General features: G+C 71.4%; 22 protein-coding genes. 10 read left to right on the top strand and 12 right to left on the bottom strand.

The features are described from left to right. Positions 1 to 240: 240 nt before the first annotated feature. Positions 241 to 2,277 (top strand): NPCBM/NEW2 domain-containing protein, encoded by a 2,037-nt coding sequence (locus tag ACIBK6_RS14680; RefSeq protein WP_399051581.1) that lies wholly within the window; start codon positions 241 to 243, stop codon positions 2,275 to 2,277. 27 nt (positions 2,278 to 2,304) lie between these two features. Here the strand turns inward: ACIBK6_RS14680 and ACIBK6_RS14685 are convergent, their stop codons facing one another. After that, the gene (locus ACIBK6_RS14685; RefSeq protein WP_399051582.1) at positions 2,305 to 3,258 is read right to left on the bottom strand and encodes an ROK family protein; all 954 of its coding nucleotides are present in this window, start codon (positions 3,256 to 3,258) and stop codon (positions 2,305 to 2,307) included. Positions 3,259 to 3,416: 158 nt separating this feature from the next. Here ACIBK6_RS14685 and ACIBK6_RS14690 point away from each other — a divergent pair, with 158 nt between their 5' ends. Then, the gene (locus ACIBK6_RS14690) at positions 3,417 to 4,454 is read left to right on the top strand and encodes a LacI family DNA-binding transcriptional regulator (RefSeq protein WP_399051583.1); all 1,038 of its coding nucleotides are present in this window, start codon (positions 3,417 to 3,419) and stop codon (positions 4,452 to 4,454) included. A 140-nt stretch (positions 4,455 to 4,594) separates the two neighbouring features. On the opposite strand, the gene ACIBK6_RS14695 is transcribed toward ACIBK6_RS14690, so the two are convergent. The 5 genes from ACIBK6_RS14695 to ACIBK6_RS14715 form a co-directional block, all read right to left on the bottom strand. Continuing rightward, positions 4,595 to 5,893, bottom strand: a complete 1,299-nt coding sequence (locus ACIBK6_RS14695; RefSeq protein ID WP_399051584.1) for a DUF6986 family protein — start codon at positions 5,891 to 5,893, stop codon at positions 4,595 to 4,597. A gap of 172 nt (positions 5,894 to 6,065) precedes the next feature. Then, positions 6,066 to 7,028, bottom strand: coding sequence for an electron transfer flavoprotein subunit alpha/FixB family protein (locus ACIBK6_RS14700; protein ID WP_399051585.1), 963 nt, complete (start codon positions 7,026 to 7,028; stop codon positions 6,066 to 6,068). Positions 7,029 to 7,133: 105 nt separating this feature from the next. Further along, positions 7,134 to 7,919: an electron transfer flavoprotein subunit beta/FixA family protein gene (locus ACIBK6_RS14705; RefSeq protein ID WP_399051586.1), complete on the bottom strand. Its 786-nt coding sequence runs from the start codon at positions 7,917 to 7,919 to the stop codon at positions 7,134 to 7,136. Positions 7,920 to 8,119: 200 nt separating this feature from the next. Continuing rightward, positions 8,120 to 8,629, bottom strand: a complete 510-nt coding sequence (locus tag ACIBK6_RS14710; protein WP_399051587.1) for a flavin reductase family protein — start codon at positions 8,627 to 8,629, stop codon at positions 8,120 to 8,122. 212 nt (positions 8,630 to 8,841) lie between these two features. Then, positions 8,842 to 9,162 carry a TlpA family protein disulfide reductase gene (locus tag ACIBK6_RS14715; RefSeq protein WP_399051588.1) on the bottom strand — a complete coding sequence of 107 codons (321 nt, stop codon included), beginning with the start codon at positions 9,160 to 9,162 and terminating at the stop codon, positions 8,842 to 8,844. A 267-nt stretch (positions 9,163 to 9,429) separates the two neighbouring features. On the opposite strand from ACIBK6_RS14715, the gene ACIBK6_RS14720 reads away from it, so the two are divergent. Then, positions 9,430 to 10,179 (top strand): lysophospholipid acyltransferase family protein, encoded by a 750-nt coding sequence (locus ACIBK6_RS14720; RefSeq protein ID WP_399051589.1) that lies wholly within the window; start codon positions 9,430 to 9,432, stop codon positions 10,177 to 10,179. A gap of 4 nt (positions 10,180 to 10,183) precedes the next feature. On the opposite strand, the gene ACIBK6_RS14725 is transcribed toward ACIBK6_RS14720, so the two are convergent. The 5 genes from ACIBK6_RS14725 to ACIBK6_RS14745 form a co-directional block, all read right to left on the bottom strand. Further along, positions 10,184 to 10,888: a B3/4 domain-containing protein gene (locus ACIBK6_RS14725; RefSeq protein WP_399051590.1), complete on the bottom strand. Its 705-nt coding sequence runs from the start codon at positions 10,886 to 10,888 to the stop codon at positions 10,184 to 10,186. Positions 10,889 to 10,901: 13 nt separating this feature from the next. Next, complete coding sequence (locus ACIBK6_RS14730; protein WP_399051591.1) at positions 10,902 to 11,501, bottom strand: transglutaminase domain-containing protein; 600 nt, start codon at positions 11,499 to 11,501, stop codon at positions 10,902 to 10,904. An 84-nt stretch (positions 11,502 to 11,585) separates the two neighbouring features. After that, positions 11,586 to 12,647: a threonine aldolase family protein gene (locus ACIBK6_RS14735; protein WP_399051592.1), complete on the bottom strand. Its 1,062-nt coding sequence runs from the start codon at positions 12,645 to 12,647 to the stop codon at positions 11,586 to 11,588. After that, the gene (locus ACIBK6_RS14740) at positions 12,644 to 13,390 is read right to left on the bottom strand and encodes an SDR family NAD(P)-dependent oxidoreductase (protein ID WP_399051593.1); all 747 of its coding nucleotides are present in this window, start codon (positions 13,388 to 13,390) and stop codon (positions 12,644 to 12,646) included. Before ACIBK6_RS14740 ends, ACIBK6_RS14735 begins: the two co-directional genes overlap by 4 nt. A gap of 26 nt (positions 13,391 to 13,416) precedes the next feature. Further along, on the bottom strand, positions 13,417 to 14,817 hold the full coding sequence (locus tag ACIBK6_RS14745; RefSeq protein WP_399051594.1) for a DUF6421 family protein: 1,401 nt from the start codon (positions 14,815 to 14,817) through the stop codon (positions 13,417 to 13,419). Between the two features lie 253 nt (positions 14,818 to 15,070). Between ACIBK6_RS14745 and ACIBK6_RS14750 the strand changes: the two genes are divergently transcribed. The 3 genes from ACIBK6_RS14750 to ACIBK6_RS14760 all read left to right on the top strand — a co-directional run bounded on the left by ACIBK6_RS14750 (position 15,071) and on the right by ACIBK6_RS14760 (position 17,486). Beyond that, positions 15,071 to 15,712 (top strand): HAD family hydrolase, encoded by a 642-nt coding sequence (locus tag ACIBK6_RS14750; RefSeq protein WP_399051595.1) that lies wholly within the window; start codon positions 15,071 to 15,073, stop codon positions 15,710 to 15,712. 123 nt (positions 15,713 to 15,835) lie between these two features. After that, a complete protein-coding gene (locus ACIBK6_RS14755) occupies positions 15,836 to 16,471 on the top strand; it encodes a PadR family transcriptional regulator (protein ID WP_399051596.1) in 636 nt (211 codons plus the stop codon). 331 nt (positions 16,472 to 16,802) lie between these two features. Further along, complete coding sequence (locus tag ACIBK6_RS14760) at positions 16,803 to 17,486, top strand: glycerophosphodiester phosphodiesterase (RefSeq protein ID WP_399051597.1); 684 nt, start codon at positions 16,803 to 16,805, stop codon at positions 17,484 to 17,486. Between the two features lie 63 nt (positions 17,487 to 17,549). On the opposite strand, the gene ACIBK6_RS14765 is transcribed toward ACIBK6_RS14760, so the two are convergent. Continuing rightward, a complete protein-coding gene (locus ACIBK6_RS14765; RefSeq protein WP_399051598.1) occupies positions 17,550 to 18,098 on the bottom strand; it encodes a GNAT family N-acetyltransferase in 549 nt (182 codons plus the stop codon). A gap of 74 nt (positions 18,099 to 18,172) precedes the next feature. Here ACIBK6_RS14765 and ACIBK6_RS14770 point away from each other — a divergent pair, with 74 nt between their 5' ends. The 4 genes from ACIBK6_RS14770 to ACIBK6_RS14785 all read left to right on the top strand — a co-directional run bounded on the left by ACIBK6_RS14770 (position 18,173) and on the right by ACIBK6_RS14785 (position 21,290). Further along, positions 18,173 to 18,559: a VOC family protein gene (locus ACIBK6_RS14770; RefSeq protein WP_399051599.1), complete on the top strand. Its 387-nt coding sequence runs from the start codon at positions 18,173 to 18,175 to the stop codon at positions 18,557 to 18,559. 172 nt (positions 18,560 to 18,731) lie between these two features. Beyond that, entirely contained in the window at positions 18,732 to 19,286 is a 555-nt protein-coding gene (locus tag ACIBK6_RS14775; protein WP_399051600.1) for a DUF5134 domain-containing protein, read from the top strand. 111 nt (positions 19,287 to 19,397) lie between these two features. Further along, the gene (locus ACIBK6_RS14780; RefSeq protein WP_399051601.1) at positions 19,398 to 20,333 is read left to right on the top strand and encodes a M56 family metallopeptidase; all 936 of its coding nucleotides are present in this window, start codon (positions 19,398 to 19,400) and stop codon (positions 20,331 to 20,333) included. Between the two features lie 282 nt (positions 20,334 to 20,615). Next, positions 20,616 to 21,290: a phosphatase PAP2 family protein gene (locus ACIBK6_RS14785; protein ID WP_399051602.1), complete on the top strand. Its 675-nt coding sequence runs from the start codon at positions 20,616 to 20,618 to the stop codon at positions 21,288 to 21,290. Positions 21,291 to 21,300: the final 10 nt, after the last annotated feature.

Consider the following 21,300-nt stretch of genomic DNA (forward strand, 5'->3'; position numbering starts at 1 on the left):
GAACGATGACTGCGCCATGTCCCCCTCCTCCAGGGTGCAACCCAACACAACCAAACGCGAGACTTGGATCACACCCCCAAGCCAGGGCGCCGTCAAGGGGTTTGACGTAAAAGCGAGCAACCGTTACCGCATCTCTTCCAACATAGTTCAACAAGCCCTACCGTAAACGCTCGTCGCCCACAGGCGACTGACAGGGACATGAAGTCGTCCTATCTCGTACGAGCACGGAGGAACGTAACGATGCGTCACCTTCCCACCCGTACCACCCATCAAAGACGCGGCAGAGTCGTCGGAGCGCTGGCTGCCGGCCTGCTCTGTACGGCAGGGCTCGCCGCTCCGGCCGCTGCGGCGGATCCCGCCCCGGCCGCGCCGGCCGCCCCGCGGCTCGGCAACGGGCTCGCGCTCACCCCTCCGATGGGTTTCAACAACTGGAACTCCACCCATTGCCGGGCCGAGTTCAACGAGAAGATGGTCGAGGGCATCGCCGACCTGTTCATCGCCAAGGGGCTCAAGGACGCGGGCTACCAGTACGTCAACCTCGACGACTGCTGGGCGCTTCCGCAGCGCGACGCGCAGGGCAAGCTCGTCCCCGATCCGGTCCGGTTCCCCCACGGAATCAAGGCGGTTGCCGATTACGTCCACTCCAAGGGGCTGAAGTTCGGCGTCTACACGAGTGCGGGTATCAAGACGTGCAACAGCGCCGGGTTCCCCGGTGGGCTCGGCCATGAGTACAGCGACGCCCGGCAGTTCGCGGACTGGGGAGTCGACTACCTCAAGTACGACAACTGCAACAACCTGGGTGTCGACGCCAAGCTCCGCTACACCACGATGCGCGACGCGCTGAAGGCGACCGGCCGCCCCATCGTCTACAGCCTCTGCGAATGGGGCGAGAACAAGCCCTGGGAGTGGGCCTCCGGCGTCGGCAACCTGTGGCGCACCACGGGCGACATCAGCGACAGCTGGGGCAGCATGCTGTCGATCCTGAAGGAGAACCTGCCGCTGGCGCCGGCCGCCGGGCCCGGCCACTGGAACGACCCCGACATGCTCGAAGTGGGCAACGGCGGAATGACGGACACCGAGTACCGCAGCCACTTCTCGATGTGGTCGATCATGGCGGCGCCGCTGCTGATCGGCTCCGATCTGCGCAAGGCGACCCCGGCGACGTACGAGATCCTCGCCAACAAGGAGGTCACCGCCGTCGACCAGGACCCGCTCGGCAAGCAGGGCACGGTACTGACCTCCGCCGGCGGGCGGTGGGTGGTCGCCAAGGAGATGAAGGACGGCAGCCGGACCGTCGCCCTGTTCAACGAGACGGACAGCCCGCAGCGGATCGCGACGACGGCCAAGTCCCTCGGACTGCCGCGCGCCGCCGCGTACACCCAGCGCGATCTGTGGCAGCACCGGACGTACAACACGGCGGGCACGGTCGCCGCGACCGTCCCGGCGCACGGCACGGTACTGCTGCGGATCGCGCCCGGCCACGCGTGGGCGCAGTATCCGCCGGCCGTCGAAACCGGCCTGGACGGCGGGCCGTTGGTGGAGTCGGCCAAGCCGGCCCGCGTGACGGCCACGGTCACCGACCTCGGCCGCACTCCGGCCCTGTCCACCGACACCGCGCTCACCGGTCCTGCGGGCTGGGGCATCAGGGCGCTGTCGCCCACGTCGTCACCCGCCCTCCCGACGGGCAGGTCCCTCACGACGACCTGGGAGCTGACGGCCCCGGCGGGCACGCCGAACGGCGCGTACGACCTGACGCTGACCTCCTCCTACCGCGCACCCGCCGGCGGCCGCGTCACGCAGTCCCTGCCCGTCCAGGCCCATGTCGTGACGCCACCGCCCGCCGGGACCTCCTACCTGAGCGATCTGCCCTGGATCTCGGCGGCCAACGGCTGGGGCCCGGTGGAGCGGGACACCAGCAACGGCGAGAGCGCGGCCGGTGACGGCCGTCCGATCACCGTCGGCGGCACGGTGTACGCCAAGGGGCTCGGCGCCCACGCGGCGAGCGACATCGCCTACTACACGGGAGGCGGCTGCTCCACGGTCTCCGCGATGGTCGGCGTGGACGACGAGACGGGGGGCAAAGGAACGGTGACGTTCGAGATCTGGGCCGACGGCCACCGGCTCGCGTCCACCGGCGTCCTGACCAATCCGATGCCGCCGCAGCCGCTGTCCGCGAACATCACCGGCGCGAAGACCGTGCACCTCGTCGTCACGGACGGCGGGGACGGGGTGGACTCGGACCACGCGGACTGGGGGAATGCGCGGGTGGTTTGCTGACGGCTGACGGCTATCAGACGCTGACCGTCACTTGATCAACGCGGCTTCCCCCACCAGCCGTACCGAAGCGGCCGCCGCCGCGCCCACCAGTCCCGCGTCCGTCCCCGTCAGGGCGGGCGCGACGGTGAGCCGCTGGACGAAGGAGAGCGTGGCGTACTCGCGCAGGGCGCGGCGCAGGGGGGCGAACAGTACGTCGCCCGCTCCTGCCACTCCCCCGCCGATGACCGCGATCTCGATCTCGACGAGCGTCGCGGTCGCGGCGATGGCGGCGGCCAGCGCCTGGGCCGCGCGCTCGTAGGACGCGACGGCGACCGGGTCGCCGGCCCGGGCGGCCGCGGCGACGGCGGCGGCCGAGGTGTCGCCGTCGCCGCCCGGCCGCCAGCCGTTGTCCAGGGCGCGGCGGGCGATGTTCGGGCCGCTGGCGATCCGTTCCACACAGCCGCGCGCACCGCACGGGCAGGGGTCGCCGTCGAGGTCGACGCTGATGTGGCCGATGTGGCCCGCGTTGCCGGTGGGGCCGGGGTGCAGTGTGCCGCCGAGAACGAGACCGCCCCCGACGCCGGTCGAGACGACCATGCACAGGGCGTTGTCGTAGCCGCGGGCCGCGCCGAGCCAGTGTTCGGCGGCGGTCATCGCGACGCCGTCGCCGACGAGTTCGACGTCGAGTCCGCCGGTGGCCGCGCGTACCCGCTCGACCAGCGGAAAGCCGCGCCAGCCGGGGATGTTGACGGGGCTGACCGTGCCCGTCGAGGCGTCCACGGGTCCGGCGCTGCCGATGCCGACCGCGCTCGTCCGCTCCCACAGCGGGGAAGCGGTCAGCTCGGCGATGACCGCCTCGGCCGTGCGCATCACCGTGTCGCCGTCCTCATGGGCGGGAGTCGGCCGCTGCGCCCGGACGAGAAGCCGGCCTTCGGCGTCCACCAGGGCTCCGGCGATCTTGGTGCCGCCGATGTCGAGCGCGGCGACGAGGTCGGTGTGCATCGAGGTCGGATCTCCTGGTGAGGACGGGTAACGGCAGGTCAAGATGAGAGTCTCCATGCATGTGACAACGTTGTCCAGGGCCTATGCTCGACGCCACACAGACCGTTATGGCACCCGACCGCGCCGGACGGCTCCCGACGACGACAGGACAGCGCACTGTGGCCGAGAATGCCCGCCACCACGAGCCCCGCTACGGCAACCGTCCGACGATGAAGGATGTCGCCACGCGGGCCGGTGTCGGCCTCAAAACGGTGTCCCGGGTGGTCAACGGCGAGCCCGGGGTGACCCCGGACACCGAGCGGCGGGTGCAGGAGGCCATCGAGGCGCTCGGCTTCCGCCGCAATGACAGTGCGCGGGTGCTGCGCAAGGGGCGTACCGCGTCGATCGGCCTGGTACTCGAAGACCTCGCCGACCCGTTCTACGGGCCGCTCAGCCGGGCCGTGGAGGAGGTGGCGCGGGAGCACGGGGCGCTGCTCATCAACGGGTCCAGTGCCGAAGACCCCGATCGCGAGCAGGAGTTGGTGCTCGCGTTCTGCGCCCGCCGGGTGGACGGGCTGATCGTGATCCCCGCCGGATCCGACCACCGCTATCTCGAACCGGAGATAAAGGCGGGTGTGGCGACGGTGTTCGTGGACCGTCCGGCCGGGCAGATCGACGCGGACGTGGTCCTCTCGGACAGCTTCGGCGGCGCCCGCGCGGGAGTGGCGCATCTGATCGCGCACGGCCACCGCAGGATCGGCTTCATCGGCGACCAGCCGCGCATCCACACGGCCGTCGAGCGGCTGCGGGGCTACCGCGCGGCGATGGAGGAGGCCGGTCTGCCGGTCGACGACTCCTGGGTGTCGCTGGGCTCCACCGACCCGGAGCGCGTGCGCGAGGCCGCCGAGTCGATGCTGGCGGGCCCCGAGCCGGTCACCGCGCTGTTCGCGGGGAACAACCGGGTGACGGTCACGGCCGTGCGTGTTCTCGCGGGCCGCGAACGCCCGGTCGCGCTGGTCGGCTTCGACGACATCGAACTCGCTGACCTGCTCGGCATCACGGTCATCTCGCAGGACGCCGCCACGCTGGGCCGCACGGCGGCCGAGCGTCTCTTCCACCGTCTCGACGGCGCGGACGAGGCGCCCGCGCGCGTCGAACTGCCCACCGTGCTGATCGAGCGCGGCTCCGGCGAGATCCCGCCGCCGGCCGGTGCGTAGCGCGCCGATCAGCAGACCTCCAGGCCTCGTGGGCGACCCCGGCGCCGATGAGCACCAGGCGGGGGCCCGGTTCCTGGCCCTGGGCGTGCCGAGTACGGGGCGGCCGTGACGGCGCTTCGGGCCGTGGCGTCCCGGGTCCGCTACGGGGCGGTGACGGTCAGGGTGCCGCGGCGGGGCGAGGCGAAGGCGTCGAGGTCGGCGCGGGTCAGGCCGGTCAGGCGGGCCACTTCGGCGGTGTCGAGGGCGCCGCAGTCCAGGCCGCGCAGCAGGTAGCCGCTGAGCGCCTTGGCGGTGGCGGGCTCGTCCATGACGTCGCCCTCGGTCTTGGCGACGTACGCGGCGAGGCGTCCGGCGGCCTGCTCCAGGCCCTCGCGGTAGAAGGCGTACACGGCGGCGTATCGGGTCAGCAGGTGGCCGGGGTGCATGTCCCAGCCCTGGTAGTAGGCGCGGGCCAGGGCGCGGCGGGTGAGCCCGTAGTGCAGGCGCCAGGCCTCGTGGACGTGCTCGGTGGAGCCGATGGGGAGCACGTTGGTGGAACCGTCCGAGACGCGTACGCCGGTGCCGGCGGCGGCGACCTGCATGACGGCCTTGGCGTGGTCGGCGGCGGGGTGGTCGCTGGCCTGGTAGGCGGCGGAGACGCCGACGCAGGCGCTGTAGTCGAAGGTGCCGTAGTGCAGTCCGGTGGCGCGGCCCTGGGCGGCGTCGATCATCCTGGCCACGGCGGCGGTGCCGTCGGCGGCCAGGATGGACTGGCTGGTCTCGATCTGGATCTCGAAGCCGAGCCGCCCCTCGGGCAGGCCGTGGACCTTCTCGAAGGCGCTGAGCAGCCGTACGAAGGCGGTGACCTGCTCGGGGTAGGTGACCTTCGGCAGGGTGAGCACGAGGCCCTCGGGGAGGCCGCCGTGCCGCATCAGGGTGGTGAGGAAGACGTCCGTGGTGCGGATGCCGCGGTCGCGGACGGCGGCTTCCATGCACTTCATCCGGATGCCCATGTACGGGGCGGCCGTGCCGTTCTGGAAGGCTTCGGCGATGAGGCGGGCCGCGCGGGCGGCGTCGGCGTCCTCCTCGGCGTCGGGGCGCGGGCCGTAGCCGTCCTCGAAGTCGACGCGGAGGTCTTCGACGGGCTCGCGCCGCAGCTTGGCGCGGACCCGGTCGTACACGGGCCGCGCGAGTTCGTCGGCGATGCCGAGGACCTTGGCGAAGGCGGCGGCGTCCGGGGCGTGCTCGTCGAGGGCGGCCAGTGCCTGGTCGCCCCAGGAGCGGATGGTGCCCGCGTCGAAGGCGTCGCCGGGTACGTAGACGGTGTGCACGGGCTGGCGGGTGCCGGGGTCGCCCGGGTAACGGCGGGCGAGCTCCTGGTCCACCGCGACGAGGGAGGCACTGATCTCCTCGCTGACGACGCCGGCGAGGCTCGTTGCCACCTGCTCCTGCTGACCCATCCTGCACCCTCCGCACACTCGAACTTTTCCGCTTCACGGAATCGTTAATCCGCATAGTGAAGTTATAAGGCCACCGCGTTCGCGTCAATGCTTATCAGCGGGCCGCCGAAACGACCGGAGGCCGCGCGGTGAAGATCACCACGCGGCCCCGGGACCGAACGAAAGACGCAGGTCAGCCCTTGCGGGAGTTGACCTCTTCGGTCAGCTGCGGAACGACCTGGAACAGGTCGCCGACGACGCCGTAATCGACCAGGTCGAAGATCGGGGCCTCGGCGTCCTTGTTGACGGCCACGATGGTCTTCGAGGTCTGCATGCCGGCCCGGTGCTGGATGGCGCCGGAGATGCCGTTGGCGATGTACAGCTGCGGCGAGACCGACTTGCCGGTCTGGCCGACCTGGTTGGAGTGCGGGTACCAGCCCGCATCCACCGCGGCACGCGAGGCACCGACGGCCGCGCCGAGGGAGTCGGCGAGGGCCTCGATGATCGCGAAGTTCTCGGCGCCGTTGACGCCGCGGCCGCCGGAGACCACGATCGCGGCCTCGGTCAGCTCGGGGCGGCCGGTCGACTCGCGCGGGGTGCGCGAGGTGACCTTGGTGCCGGTGGCCAGCGCGGAGAAGGTGACCGACAGGGCCTCGACGGCGCCCGCGGCCGGGGCGGCCTCCACGGCGGCCGAGTTCGGCTTGACCGTGATGACCGGGGTGCCCTTGGAGACGCGGGACTTGGTGGTGAAGGAGGCGGCGAACGCGGACTGCGTGGCCACCGGGCCCTCCTCGCCGGCCTCCAGGTCGATGGCGTCGGTGATGATGCCCGAGCCGATGCGGACCGCGAGGCGGGCCGCGATCTCCTTGCCCTCGGCGGAGGACGGCACCAGCACGGCGGCCGGGGACACGGCCTCGTACGCGGCCTGGAGCGCGTCCACCTTCGGTACGACGAGGTAGTCGGTGAACTCGGGGGCGTCGGCGGTGAGGACCTTGACCGCGCCGTGCTCGGCGAGCGCGGCCGCGGTGTTCTCGGCACCGGAACCGAGCGCGACGGCGACCGGCTCGCCGATGCGGCGGGCTAGGGTCAGCAGTTCAAGGGTGGGCTTGCGGACGGCACCGTCCACGTGGTCGACGTAGACCAGAACTTCAGCCATGGGACTTCAATCTCCTGCAAGTGCGAAGAAACGGCGGGCAGTTGAGGGGCTCGGCGAGCCCTAAATGCGGAGTCGGCCCGGAAGGTTCCCGGACCGGCCGGGCACTTAGATGAACTTCTGGCTCGCGAGGAACTCAGCCAGCTGCTTGCCGCCCTCGCCCTCGTCCTTGACGATCGTGCCCGCGGTGCGGGCCGGACGCTCGGCCGCGGAGTCGACCGCGGTCCAGGCGCCAGCGAGGCCGACCTCGTCGGCGTCGAGGTCCAGGTCACCCAGGTCCAGCGCCTCGACCGGCTTCTTCTTGGCGGCCATGATGCCCTTGAAGGACGGGTAGCGGGCCTCGCCCGACTGGTCCGTCACCGACACGACGGCCGGCAGAGAGGCCTCAAGCTGCTCGGAGGCGGTGTCGCCGTCGCGGCGGCCCTTGACGGTGCCGTCCTCGACCGAGACCTCGGAAAGCAGCGTGACCTGCGGGACGTTCAGACGCTCCGCGAGCAGGGCGGGCAGCACGCCCATGGTGCCGTCGGTGGACGCCATACCGCAGATGACCAGGTCGTAGCCGGTCTTCTCAATGGCCTTGGCAAGGACCAGCGAGGTGCCGATCACGTCGGTGCCGTGCAGGTCGTCGTCCTCGACGTGGACGGCCTTGTCGGCACCCATCGACAGCGCCTTGCGCAGCGCGTCCTTGGCGTCCTCGGGACCGACGGTCAGGACGGTGATCTCCGCGTCGTCCGCCTCGTCGGCGATCTGCAGTGCCTGCTCGACCGCGTACTCGTCGAGCTCCGAAAGGAGGCCGTCGACGTCGTCGCGGTCGACGGTCAGGTCATCGGCGAAGTGCCGGTCGCCGGTGGCGTCGGGCACGTACTTCACACAGACAACGATCCTCAAGCTCACGCCGGCTCTCCTACTGCATCGTCATTTCTGGGCTGCCTTGTTGCACGCAGCATAGGCGCCTGATGGGGCGGTTTCCGGTCGGGGCGACCGGCGCTCCGAACGAAATATTACTCGCCAGTACACCCAGCTTGTTCCCAGTAAGCAAGCGCTTTGAACTGTGACCTTGCCAACGCTGAGTAATCGGTCCTGCGGGGGAACTCTCAGTCGCGCAGCGCGTTGAAGCGGCCCTGGTGGTAGAGGAGCGGACGGCCGCCGCCCGCCGGGTCGCCGACGACCGCCTGGGCGAGCACGATGCGGTGGTCGCCGGCCGGGACGCGAGCTACCACCTTGCAGACCAGCCAGGCCAGTACGCCGTCGAGCACGGGCACCCCCTCGGGGCCGGCGCGCCAGCGGGTGGGGGCGCCGAACCGGTCGGCGCCGCTGCGGGCGAACGTGGCGGCCAGGTCCTGCTGGTGCTCGCCGAGGATGTGCACGCCGATGTGGCCGGCCTCGGCGATCACGGGCCAGCTCGATGAGCCGGTGCCGATTCCGAAGGAGATCAACGGAGGCTCGGCGGCCACGGAGTTGAGGGAGGTGGCGGTGAAGCCGACGGGCCGGCCGCCACGCTGGGCGGTGATCACCGCGACACCCGCGGCGTGCTGGCGGAAGACCGACTTGAGCAGGTCGGGAGAGGCCGTCCTGTCGGTACCGAGCTCGGGCGAGGCCGTCATCGAATTGTCCTTCTGCGGTGGGTGCGACAGGGGCTGCGGACGGTCAGCAGCCCGGACAGCGCGCGCTCGCGTTGCGGGCGAGGTCCACATGGGCGCGTCCATGGAGAAGGAGGTCGGTCGGCACATCGTCAGACTGACAATCGGGGGCGCACGCAGTCAAGTGCCCGCCGGAATCTGGGAGATCCCTCACTGCGCCCCCTCACTACGTGCCCTCACACCGCTCGCCCGAGCGCGGCGATGACGTCCGCACGCCGGGGCTGTCCGGACGCCCGGCGCACGATGCGGCCCGTCGCGTCGAGCACGAGCACCGTCGGCGTCTTCACGATGCCCAGTTCGCGCACGAGGGCGAGCCGCTCCTCGGCGTCGATCTCCACATGCGCGACGCCGTCCACCATGGCGGCCACCTCGGCCAGGGTGCGCCGGGTCGCCCGGCAGGGCTGGCAGAAGGCGCTGGAGAACTGCACCAGCGTGGCCCGTACCCCGAGCCCGCTCCCCAACTCGGCCTCGTCGAGCCTGCGCCCGTCCTCGCTCACCACGCCCGCTCCCGTCACCGCTGCCGCCGCCCCGCACCCTCACGCGGCCGCTACCTGCTCTGCCGTACCGTTGCAGCGCGGATTGGCGAGGATTGATTCCCCGGGCTGCGACCTGCGAAGACGTGACGAGGATCTCCCCTGCGCACGGCGCCAGGACTGGCCAGCTCGGCGCGTATCGGGCACCATCTGCCGAAAGCCTAAAACCTACGGCTGCGTAACTTATCTCCGGGAGCACCCTCCCCGGGCACACGAAGGGTCCCCCCTCAGATGGCAGAACTCGTCTATCGGCCGGTCATCGGCGCCGCTGTCACGATGTTCAAGGCGCTCGACCTGAAGATCGACACCCAGGGTTCGGAGAACATCCCGCGCACGGGCGGGGCGGTGCTCGTCAGCAACCACATCAGCTATCTGGACTTCATCTTCACCGGGCTCGCGGCCCTGCCGCAGAAGCGGCTCGTGCGGTTCATGGCCAAGGAGTCGGTGTTCCGGCACAGGATCTCCGGCCCGCTGATGCGTGGCATGAAGCACATCCCGGTGGACCGCAAGCAGGGCGAGGACGCCTACCAGCACGCGCTGGCCTCGCTGCGCTCCGGTGAGGTGATCGGTGTGTTCCCGGAAGCGACGATCTCGCAGTCGTTCACGCTGAAGAGCTTCAAGTCGGGTGCCGCCAGGCTCGCGCAGGAGGCGGGGGTGCCGCTGATCCCGATGGCGCTGTGGGGCACCCAGCGGGTCTGGACGAAGGGCCGGCCGCGCAACTTCAAGCGCAGCCACATCCCTGTCACCATCCGCGTCGGCGAGCCGGTGGAGGCCCCCGCCGACCAGTTCGCCGGTGCCATCACCCGGCGGCTGCGCGAGCGCTGCCAGGAACTGCTCGAGGCCGCCCAGCGCGCCTATCCGGTCCGCCCGAAGGACGCGAGCGACACCTGGTGGGTGCCGGCCCACCTCGGAGGTACGGCGCCCACGCCCGCCCAGGTGAAGGCCGCGGAAGCGGTGAAGGCCACGGAAGCAGCGGGCTGAATCGTCACTCCTGTGCGAGGCCGCCGACCGGGGCGTGGACGGTGATCCGCGCCCCCGGGCTGAACTTCTCCAGGAGCTCGGCCAGTTCGGCACCGGCCGTCACCAGATCGCAGTGCGGGGCCATGCCTTCGAGCAGGAAGAGCGCGTTGACCGACTCCTCGGTGAGCCGGGTCCGCACTCCCTGGCGCCAGTTCCAGCGGCGGCACGTGACACCCTCGTCGTCGCACCACACCACTTCGCCCGCGTCCGGGTGCTCGACGGCCGGATCGCCGCCCGCGACCGTGTGGAACGGCTCCTGCCCGGTGGCCCGCACCAGCCGCATCGCGCCCTTGATGTGGTCCGTGTCCTCGCCGCCCACCGGGACGAGGTGGGCGACGCTGATCGCGTTGTACACGTCGACCAGGCGGTTGATGCGCGGCAGCCCGCCGTCGGCCAGCGCCCGCTTGGCGAGCGCCTCCGCCGAGTTGCGGGTGCGGTTCGGCTTGGAGCCGAAGGCGGTGTAGGCCTCGCGCCAGGCGATGATGTGCGGGTCCTCGTGCGGGGCGCGGCCGCCGAGCCGCTCGGCGAGCCGGCTCGCCGCGTCGTCGAGAAGTGCCGAACTCGCCGTGTCGCTGGGCGCGTTGACGAGTCCGGCCGCCTCGACGGCGACGTGGGTGAAGCCGGGCGCGAGGGCGCCGACTTCGTCGGACACGGTGAGGGTGAGCGTCATGATCGGTGGTGCCTCACAGTTCGGTCGGATAGATCGGCCACAGCGACGGCCGGTCGGGCGCGGCCCTGAGCGCGGCGACCACCCCAGGATGCGGTGCATCAAAGAGTACCGGATAGTCCAGTTCCTTGAACTCTGGACGGACGGGCCAGGCCAGCCGCTCCTCCGCCAGGGAGAACTGGGCGTCCACACCGGGCGGCACGTTGCCGCGCGGGTCCTGCCGCGCCCAGGCCTCGGAACCGGGCAGCTTGAGGGCGATGAGACCGTGCACGACAGGGTCGGCGCCGTCCTCGGTGAGCCGCTGGTAGCAGAACGCGGCGGGAATGCCCTCGGCCCGCAGCAGTGCGGCCAGGGCGTGCGCCTTGGCGCAGCAGATCCCGGTGCGCTGCGCGATGACGTCGGAGGCGCGCCAGGTCACGCGGAGGTCGCCCGAGTCGCTGGAGTGCGCGATCTCGTCCCGTACGAACTCGAAGGCGGCCTTGGCGTATGAGTATGCGTTGACGCTGTCGGACTTGAGCCGGGCGGCCGTCTCGCGCACGATCGGGTGCTCGTGGTCGATGACCTCGTCCGCTGCGAGGTAGGCGGCGAGTTGAGGGTTCCGCTGTATCAGCTCCATGGCGGGCGAGCCTACAAATGCGACCGGCCGCGCGTCAATGACTTTACGGCCGGTCGCATAGCTATTCCATTTTACGGTTCGGGGCTAGCGGGCCAGCTCTTCCTTCAGCGCCGCCAGGAAGCCGTCCACGTCGTCCTCGGTGGTGTCGAAGGAGCACATCCAGCGGACGTCACCGGCCGCCTCGTCCCAGAAGTAGAAGCGGTAGCGCTTCTGGAGCCGCTCGCTGACGTCGTGCGGCAGTCGCGCGAAGACGGCGTTGGCCTGCACCGCGTGGAGGATCTCCACTCCGTCGACCTGGCGCACGCCTTCCGCGAGGCGCTGGGCCATCGCGTTGGCGTGGCGGGCGTTGCGCAGCCACAGGTCCTTGGCGAGCAGCGCCTCCAACTGCACGGAGACGAAGCGCATCTTGGAGGCGAGCTGCATGGACATCTTGCGGATGTGCTTCATCTGGCGGACGGCGTCCGGGTTGAGGACGACGATCGCCTCGCCGAACAGCATGCCGTTCTTGGTGCCGCCGAACGACAGGACGTCCACGCCGACCGCGTTGGTGAAGGTCCGCATCGGCACGTTCAGGGAGGCGGCCGCGTTGGATATCCGCGCCCCGTCGAGGTGGACCTTCATGCCGCGCTCGTGGGCGTGGTCGCAGATCGCCCTGATCTCGTCGGGTGTGTAGACCGTGCCGAGCTCGGTGTTCTGAGTGATCGAGACGACCTGCGGCATCGCCCGGTGCTCGTCGTCCCAGCCCCAGGCCTGCCGGTCGATGAGCTCGGGCGTCAGCTTGCCGTCCGGCGTCGCCACCGTGAGCAGCTTGAGCCCGGCCATGCGCTCGGGCGCACCGCCCTCGTCCACGTTGATGTGGGCGGTCTCGGCGCAGACCACCGCGCCCCAGCGGTCGGTCAGCGCCTGGAGCGCGGTGACGTTCGCGCCGGTCCCGTTGAAGACCGGGAAGGCCTCGGCGCCCGCACCGAAGTGGCTGTGCATGACGCGCTGGAGGTGGTCGGTGTAGTCGTCCTCGCCATAGGCGATCTGGTGACCGCCGTTGGCGAGCGCGAGCGCGGCGAGGACCTCGGGGTGCGCGCCCGCGTAGTTGTCGCTGGCGAAGCCGCGCACCGTCGGGTCGTGGTGCTGTCGCGCGTCCGTCCTCACGGCTTGGGGGTCAGCCACAGGCGTTGTCCGTTCACTTCCTGGGCGGGCCGGTCCCACACTCCGGCGATGGCGTCGGCCAGCTCCGTGACATCGGTGAAGCCCGCGAACTTCGCATTGGGTCGCTCGGCGCGCATCGCGTCGTGCACCAGTGCCTTGATCACCAGGATCGCAGCAGCGGCCTTCGGCCCCTCCTCACCCCCCGCCTTGCGGAACGCGTCGCCCAGCGCGAGCGTCCACGCCTCGGCGGCCGCCTTCGACGCGGCGTACGCGGCGTTCCCGGCCGTCGGCTTGCTGGCGCCGGCGGCGCTGACCAGCAGGTAGCGGCCCCGGTCGGAGCGCAGCAGCGGCTCGTGGAAGGCGAGCGAGGTGTGCTGGACGGTGCGGATCAGGAGCTTCTCCAGAAGTTCCCAGTCGGCGAGGTCGGTCTCGGCGAAGGACGCGGAGCCGCGCCAGCCGCCGACGAGGTGGACCATGCCGTCGATGCGCCCGAAGTCCTTCTGGATGCGGTCGGCCCAGTCGCGGGTGGCCTGGAGGTCGAGGAGGTCGACGGTGTCGCCGGTCACGGTGGCCCCGCCGTGGGCGTACCGCGCGGCGTCCACCGCCTCGGCGAGGCGCGCGGCGTCCGCGTCGGCGCCGACGACGACCGCGCCCGCCTCGGCGAGCCGCAGCAGCGCGGCCCGGCCTGCGGGTCCCGCCGCGCCTGCCACGGCGACGACAGCGCCGTTGAGAGGTCCGTTGTTCATTTTCCTCGCCCCTTTCGTCCGAGAGCTCACGCGGCAGCCCCTGCCGAGGCGGAAGCGGCGGTGATCCCCTTGGTGGAGGCGATCACGTCCTTCAGCTTCTTGGAGAGCGCCTCATAGAACATGCTGAGCGGAAACTCGTCCGGAAGCACGTCGTCCACGAGCTTGCGGGGCGGCAGCGTCAGGTCCAGGGCGTCGGGGCCCTTGGCCCAGCGCGATCCGGGGTGCGGGGCGAGGTAGCCGGAGACCAGGTCGTACGCCGCGAACCAGTGCACCAGCTTCGGACGGTCGATGCCGTCGCGGTAGAGCTTCTCGATCTCGGCGCACAGCTGGTTGGTGACCTGCGGGGCGCGGTCCCAGTCGATGTGCAGCTTGTTGTCGGTCCAGCGCACCACGTCGTGCTGGTGCAGGTAGGCGAACAGGAGCTGGCCGCCGAGCCCGTCGTAGTTGCGGACGCGCTCGCCGGTGACGGGGAAGCGGAACATCCGGTCGAAGAGCACGGCGTACTGGACGTCCCGGCCCTGCGGGAAGCCGTCCGCCTCCAGCCGCACGGCCTCCTTGAAGGCAGTGAGGTCGCAGCGCAGCTCTTCGAGGCCGTACATCCAGAACGGCTGGCGCTGCTTGATCATGAAGGGGTCGAACGGCAGGTCGCCGTGGCTGTGGGTGCGGTCGTGGACCATGTCCCAGAGCACGAAGGCCTGCTCGCAGCGCTCCTGGTCGGCCACCATCTCCCGGATGTCCTCGGGGAGTTCGAGCCCGAGGATGCGCACCGACTCCTCGGTCACGGCGCGAAAACGGGCCGCCTCGCGGTCGCAGAAGATGCCGCCCCAGGTGAAGCGCTCGGGGGCCTCGCGCACGGCGATGGTCTCCGGGAAGAGCACCGCCGAGTTGGTGTCGTACCCGGCGGTGAAGTCCTCGAAGGTGATGCCGCAGAACAGCGGGTTGTCGTAGCGGGTGGCCTCCAGCTCGGCGAGCCAGTCGGGCCAGACCATGCGCAGGACGACCGCTTCGAGGTTGCGGTCGGGGTTGCCGTTCTGCGTGTACATGGGGAAGACGACCAGGCGCTGGAGCCCGTCGGCGCGGTCGGCGGCCGGGTGGAAGGCGAGCAGCGAGTCCAGGAAGTCCGGCACGTCGAAGCCGCTGTCGGCCCATTTGCGCAGGTCGCCGACGAGTGCGCGGTGGTACGCGTCGTCGTGCGGCAGCAGCGGCGAGAGCTCCTCGACGGCGGCGAGCACCTGGTCGAGGGTGGCTTCGACCACGGCGCGGGACGGGGCGCCCTCGGCGTCGAAGTCGATCGAGCCGTCCTTGGACTGCCAGGGCCGGATCTCCTCGACGGCATTCTTGAGCGCGGGCCAGGCAGGCTGCTCGACCACTCGCCGGTCGGCTGCCGCGCCCCCCACGGCCGGGTCCTGCACAAGAATTTCCGTCATGTCACTTCCTCCACAGGAGAACCTCGCGTTAAGACACCGTATCCACGTTCGGTTCTTCCGCTCAAGAGGAATCTCGATAAATTATCCTGCCAGTCCCGCGTAACACCGCTCTTCTTCCTGTGCTGACGCGCTACCGCGGCGATGACTTCGGTTCGATCGAGGAGCGGGCGGCCCCGCTCTCCGTGAATCCTGCGCGGATTCAGGGCGCGGCTCGGCCGGGCGTTCGGAGTCGTCGCCCGTAGGGTGAGCACCGATGATTGAGACCATCGTTCTCGACGTAGGCGAAACACTCGTACGCGACGACCGCTACTGGGCATCGTGGGCCGACTGGCTCGGGTTCCCCCGGCACACGGTCTCCGCGCTCGTCGGTGCTGTCGCCGTCCAAGGCCGTGACAACGCCGACGCGCTGCGCATGCTCAAGCCCGGCATGGACGTGCGCGCGGCCCAGGACGCCCGGGAGGCGGCGGGCCGCGGGGAGCACCTCGACGAGCGGGACCTGTACGACGACGTGCGGCCCGCGCTCGGCGGACTGCGCGATCTCGGCGTCCGGGTCGTCATCGCGGGGAACCAGACCGCCCGCGGCGGCGAACTCCTGCGCGGCCTGGACCTCCCGGCCGACGTGGTGGCCACGTCCGCCGAGTGGGGTGTCACCAAGCCGTCGCCGGAGTTCTTCGCCCGCGTCCTCGACGCCGCCCAGGCCGAGCCGCACCACACGGTGTACGTCGGCGACCATCCGCACCACGACATCTTCCCCGCCAAGCAGGCCGGGTTGCGCGTGGCCCACCTGCGGCGAGGCCCGTGGGGCCATTGGTGGGCGGACGACCCCGAAGTCGTCGCGGCGGCGGACTGGCGGATCGACACCCTCACCGACCTCACGTCGCTCGTCTCCGACTGATCCCTGCCGCCGCCCGGCGTCCGGCGGCGGTGGGATCCGCCAACCGCGCCTGAAGGATCACGGAGATTCCCACGTCCCCTGTGGGGGTTGTGCGCGGGCGCCGCGCTTACTTCAATTCGCCATATGACTAGTCGTCAGATCTCCAACGGCCATGACGCGGCACGGCAGTTGCCGCCCACGGCGTGGGCGGTGCTCGGGCTGCTCTCGTTCCCCGGCGAGCGCACCGGCTACGAGCTCAAGAAGTGGGCCGACACCTCGCTGCGGTTCTTCTACTGGTCCCCGGCGATCAGCCAGATCTACGCCGAGCTGCGCCGCCTGGAGGCGCTCGGCTACGTCACGTCCCGTCGCTCGGGGCCCGAGGAGCCGCGCACCAAACGGCGTTACGCGATCAGCGAGGCGGGGCGGCGCGCGCTCGCCGAGTGGGCGGACTCCCCCACCGCCGCCGGCCCGCCCGTGCTGAAGCATCCGCTGGTACTGCGGGTCTGGCTCGGGCACCTGGCCGCGCCGGAACGGCTGCGCGAGCTGGTCGAGGGGCATGTCGCCCGCACCGAGGCCGAGTTGAGGAACGTCCGGGCCGCACTGGCGCACGCCGAAAGCAGTGCGGAGTGGGCGCATCCGCGGATCGCGCTGCGCTGGAGCGAGCTGCGGGAACTGGCCGAGCTGGAGCTCGCGCGGGCGATGCTCGCCGACCTGGACCGCCTCGCGCCCCCGCGGGGTGCGGAACCGGACAATGACGACGGCTGGCCCGGCCCCGGATGACGCCCGGACGGCGGGATCGTCAAGGGCGGAAGGACTCGCCCACGGGCGGGTGACACGGGTTGGCCCGCGACGGGTGCCCACAGGTAGGACGGAGGCCTCCGCCCCTTACCCGCACCCCCGGAGCCGCGCCCGTGAGCACCCGCGCAGTCCTCGTCGCAGCCTTGATCACCGGCTTCATCCTCGGGATCGCGTCAACCCGGGGCGGATGACTCCGATGCGCCGCGCGAGCCGGGGTCCGTTGCGGTGGCGGGCCGTTAGGCTGCGGGACTGCCGCGTGCGCACGGGACTGCACAGCGCGCAATTACCGCCGTCGACGGAAGCGAGGCCTGTCTTGACGTTCCTCACCATCGGTCATCGCGGGGTCATGGGTGTCGAGCCGGAGAACACCCTGCGTTCCTTCGTCCGCGCAGAACGCGCGGGCATGGACGTCATCGAACTGGATCTGCACCTCAGCAAGGACGGCGCCCTCGTCGTCATGCACGACGCCGAGGTCGACCGCACCACGGACGGGAACGGCCCGATCGGCGAGCTGACCCTGGCCGAGCTGCGCGAGCTGGACGCGGGCCAGGGCGAGCGCGTCCCCGTGTTCGAGGAAGTGCTCGACGCGGTACGGACCCCGATCCAGGCAGAGATCAAGGACGTCGCCGCGGCCCGCGCACTCGCCGAGGTGATCCTGCGGCGCGATCTGGTGAGCCGGGTCGAGGTCCTGTCGTTCCATGACGCCGCGCTCGCCGAGATCGCCTCGCTGGTACCCGGAGTGCGCACGGGTCTCGTGGACGACGACTGGGGCCCCGATCTCGTCGACCGGGCCAGGGCCGTCGGAGCCAGGAGCCTGGTGCTGAGCATCCACCGGCTCACCCTGGAGACCGTCGAGCAGGCCCGCGCCGCGGGTCTCAAGGTGATCGGCTGGACGGTGAACACCCAGGAGCAGCTGCGGCTCGTCCGCGCCCTTGAGCTGGACGGCGCGACGACCGACTACCCGGAGATCCGCCGCACCGGCCGCTTCACCGCGTAGCGGGCGTTCAGAGCCTGTGTCTAAACCCCGCCCGGGTCCGCGGCGTCGTTTAGACACAGGCTCTCAGCCCAACTGCTTGACCAGCAGCTCGAATTCGAGGTCGGCGCGCTGCGGCAGACCGAAGCGCTCGTCGCCGTACGGGAAGGGCGTCATCTTTCCCGTACGGCGGTAGCCGCGCCGCTCGTAGAAGGCGATGAGCTCCTCGCGTACCGAGATCACGGTCATGTGCATCTCGGTGACGCCCCACTCGGCCCGGACGGTGCGCTCGGCCTCGGCGATGATCTGCTTGCCGAGTCCCGCGCCCTGCAGTTCGGGAGAGACCGCGAACATCCCGAAGTAGGCCGCGTCGCCCCGGTGTTCCAGCTGGCAGCAGGCCACGAGCACGCCGTCGCGCGCCACGGTGAGCAGCCGGCTGCCGGGCGTCGCGATGACGGCGCGGACGCCTTCGGGGTCGGTGCGCTGCCCCTGGAGGATGTCGGCCTCGGTGGTCCAGCCGGTGCGGCTGGAGTCCCCGCGGTAGGCCGACTCGATGAGCGGCACCAGCGCCTCGACGTCTGCTTCGGTGGCGTCCCGGTAGCTCAGCTCTCCGGTGGCCCGGCTGGTGGTGTCCATCGTGTGCGGTCTCCTCACGGATCGGTTGCGTCGGCGGCATTGCGAGCCTAACCCGGCCGTTAGGGTGCCTTGCCATGGTGCACGTACTGAGCAGCCGGACCCTGCTGCGTCCCACCGACCCCGAGCGTTCGCGCGCCTTCTACGGCGGGCAGCTCGCTCTTCCCGTCTACCGGGAGTTCGGTACGGGGCCCGAGCGCGGCACGGTGTACTTCCTGGGCGGCGGCTTCCTTGAGGTGTCGGGGCGCTCCGAGCAGCCGCCGGCGCCGGGTCTCGAACTGTGGCTCCAGGTCGCCGACGCGGACCGGGCGCACGAGGAGCTCGTGGGGCGGGGGGTGCCGATCGTGCGGCCGCCGGTGCGCGAGCCGTGGGGGCTCATCGAGATGTGGATCGCGGACCCGGACGGGGTCCGCATCGCGCTCGTGGAGGTCCCGGCCGACCACCCGCTGCGCTTCCGCCCCTGACACTCCTGGCACTCCTGGCACCCCAAGCCATGCTCGCGACCGGTTCTGACAGGTTCTGACCGGCGAAGATCTCCCACGCGCTCCCCTTATGTGTCCCTGCGCCCGCGTATGCCGCGCCGCGCGCGGGCATCGACTTGTCGGCAGGGCGAGACGTCGAGCGGGGAGGTACTCCGTGCACGGTCCGGTGGTGCCCGGCTGGCTGCTCGTCGCGCTGTGCGCGGCGACGGGCTCGTACTGTCTGCTGCGGATGCGCAGCGGCTCCCCCTCGGCGCGCAGCGCGGCGGGCGGTGAGGCGGTGATGGGGTTCGGGATGGCCGCGATGGCCGTTCCGGCCGCGTTCGTCTCGCCGCCGCCCTGGATCCTGACGGCGTACGCGGTGGTGTTCGGCGGCGCCGCGCTGCGGGCGCTGTGGCTGGCGCGGGGCGGGGCGCACCATCTGCACCATGCGGTGGGCTCGCTGGCGATGGTGTACATGGCACTCGCGATGGAGCCGGGCGCCGGGGGCGCCGGGCACGCCGGGCACACGGCGGGCGGGGTGCCGCTGCTGACCGGAGTGCTGCTGCTGTACAACGCGGGCTATGTGCTGTCGGCGGGGGTGCGGCTGCTGCCGGTGGCGGCCGCAGGCGCTCAGGGCGGGGCCGTGGCCTGGGGGGCCCGGCCTGAACTGGCGATGGCCTGCCGCCTGTCGATGGGCATCGCCATGCTGGCGATGCTGGTGACGGTCTGAGCGGCCGAGCAGGACCGCCCCGCTGACCCCCGGATGAGCGGGGCCGTGGCGTACGTCACTTGCCGCCCCTGGCCATACCTATGGCGGCGGGCTCGCTCATAGGCTGAGCCCATGACGGTCTCCCTCGCGTTGCTGGTGCTCGGCCTGGTGTCCGCCGTCGCCGCCCCGCGACTCCTCGCCCGCGCCGACTGGGCCGAGCGCGAGCCGGTGGTGGCGCTGTGGGTCTGGCAGTGCGTGGTGGCGGGGGTACTGCTCTGCTTCGGCCTCGCGATGGTGTTCAGTGCCGCCTCCGCCTGGCAGACCGTGCGCGGGCAGGTGTTCGCGTCCGCGCCCCGGGCCGTCGTCGAGGCGTACGCGCTGGGACCGTACGGCCCCTGGTCGGCGGCGCTGGCGGTGGTGCTCTTCCTCGGTGGCGCATGGACCGGGGCGATGCTCACGCGGGAGGTCAGGGACAGCTGGGCGCGGCGGCGCCGGCGGCGGGCGGAGCTGCGGTTGCGCTCGCCCCTGCTGCCCGGCGAGGAGCCGTCCGGCGAACGCCTGGTGGTGCTGGAGGCGCAGCGGCCGGACGCCTGGTGGCTGCCGGGCCAGACTCCCCAACTGGTCATCACCACAGCGGCACTTCAGCGCCTGAAGGGCCGTCAGCTCGATGCGGTGCTCGCCCATGAGGTCGGGCACGCGCGGGCCCGGCACGACTGGCTGCTGCACTGTTCGGGCGCGCTCGCCCGGGGGTTCCCGCAGGTGCCGGTGTTCGCGGGGTTCCGCGACGAGATGCACCGCCTGGTGGAACTGGCCGCCGACGACGTGGCCTCCCGCCGCTTCGGCCGCCTCACGATCGCGCTGGCCCTGGTCGAACTCAACGAGGACCGCGGGGTGTTCGGGCCCTGCCCCGCCCCGGACGGCCAGCTTCCGCAGCGTGTGCACCGGCTCCTCGCGGCGGCGCCGAGACTGACGGCGGGCCGCCGGCTGCGGCTCACCGCATACGCCGCGCTCGTTCCGGCCGTACCGCTCCTCGTGGCCCTCGTACCGGGACTCCGCGCCCTGGGCTAGGCAAGGGCTACCCCCCAGGGGCGCGGGGCTGTGACATCGTGCGGCTCCGCCGCGTGGGCACGACCAGCCTCCCCCAAGCTCTCAACTCCTCTCCCAAGTTCTCGGCTTCGCTCGAACAGGGGGGACCCCCATGCGCAGGGGGGACCCTCATCGGCCCGCAGCCGACAAACGCCACTTCCCGCGGAGCGCTGGGCGGTTCCCGCCGGCTCGGGGTCGGCCCCAGCCGTGGTCCGCCAGACAACCCCCTGGCCGCCTCCGGCGGCATCCGCTTGGATCCTCCCCATGCAGCTCGCTCCCGCCGAGGCCCGTACCCGCCGCCCGGCCATACCGCTCCGCACCGGCCTTGTCTTCCTCCTCCTCGCCGGACTGCTTCTGGCCCTGGTGGTGGCCGAGTGGGGTCCGCTGATGTCGCTGGACCGCGCCGTCGCCGACGGGCTGCACCGGCGGGCGGTCGCCGACCCCGGCCTCACCCGGGTCAACCGGGTGCTGACCGACCGGGTGTGGGACCCGTGGACGATGCGGGCCCTGCTCGCGGTCACCGTCGGGGTGCTGCTGTGGCGCGGCGAGCGGCTGCTGCCGCTGTGGGTCGCGGCGACGAGCGCCGTCGGCACGGCCGTGCAGCAGGCGCTGAAGTCGGCCGTCGGGCGGGACCGGCCGCGGTGGCCCGACCCGGTGGACTCCGCGGACTACGCCGCGTTCCCCTCCGGCCACGCGCTGAGCGTGACGGTCGCCTTCGGGCTCCTGGTGTGGCTGCTCGCGCTGCACGGGGCCGGGCGCCGGGTGCGTAACGCCGTCATCGCGGCGGGGGTGGCCTCCGCGCTCGGCGTGGGGTTCACCCGGCTGTTCCTCGGGGTGCACTGGTTCTCGGACGTGGTGGGCGGCTGGCTGATCGGTGTGGCGGTCGTCACGCTGAGCGCGGCCGCCCACGGTCGATGGGCCTTGAACCGGCGCGGGTGAGCACGCGAGG

Origin of the sequence: Streptomyces sp. NPDC050485, assembly GCF_044458185.1 — a bacterium.
GTDB lineage: Bacteria > Actinomycetota > Actinomycetes > Streptomycetales > Streptomycetaceae > Streptomyces.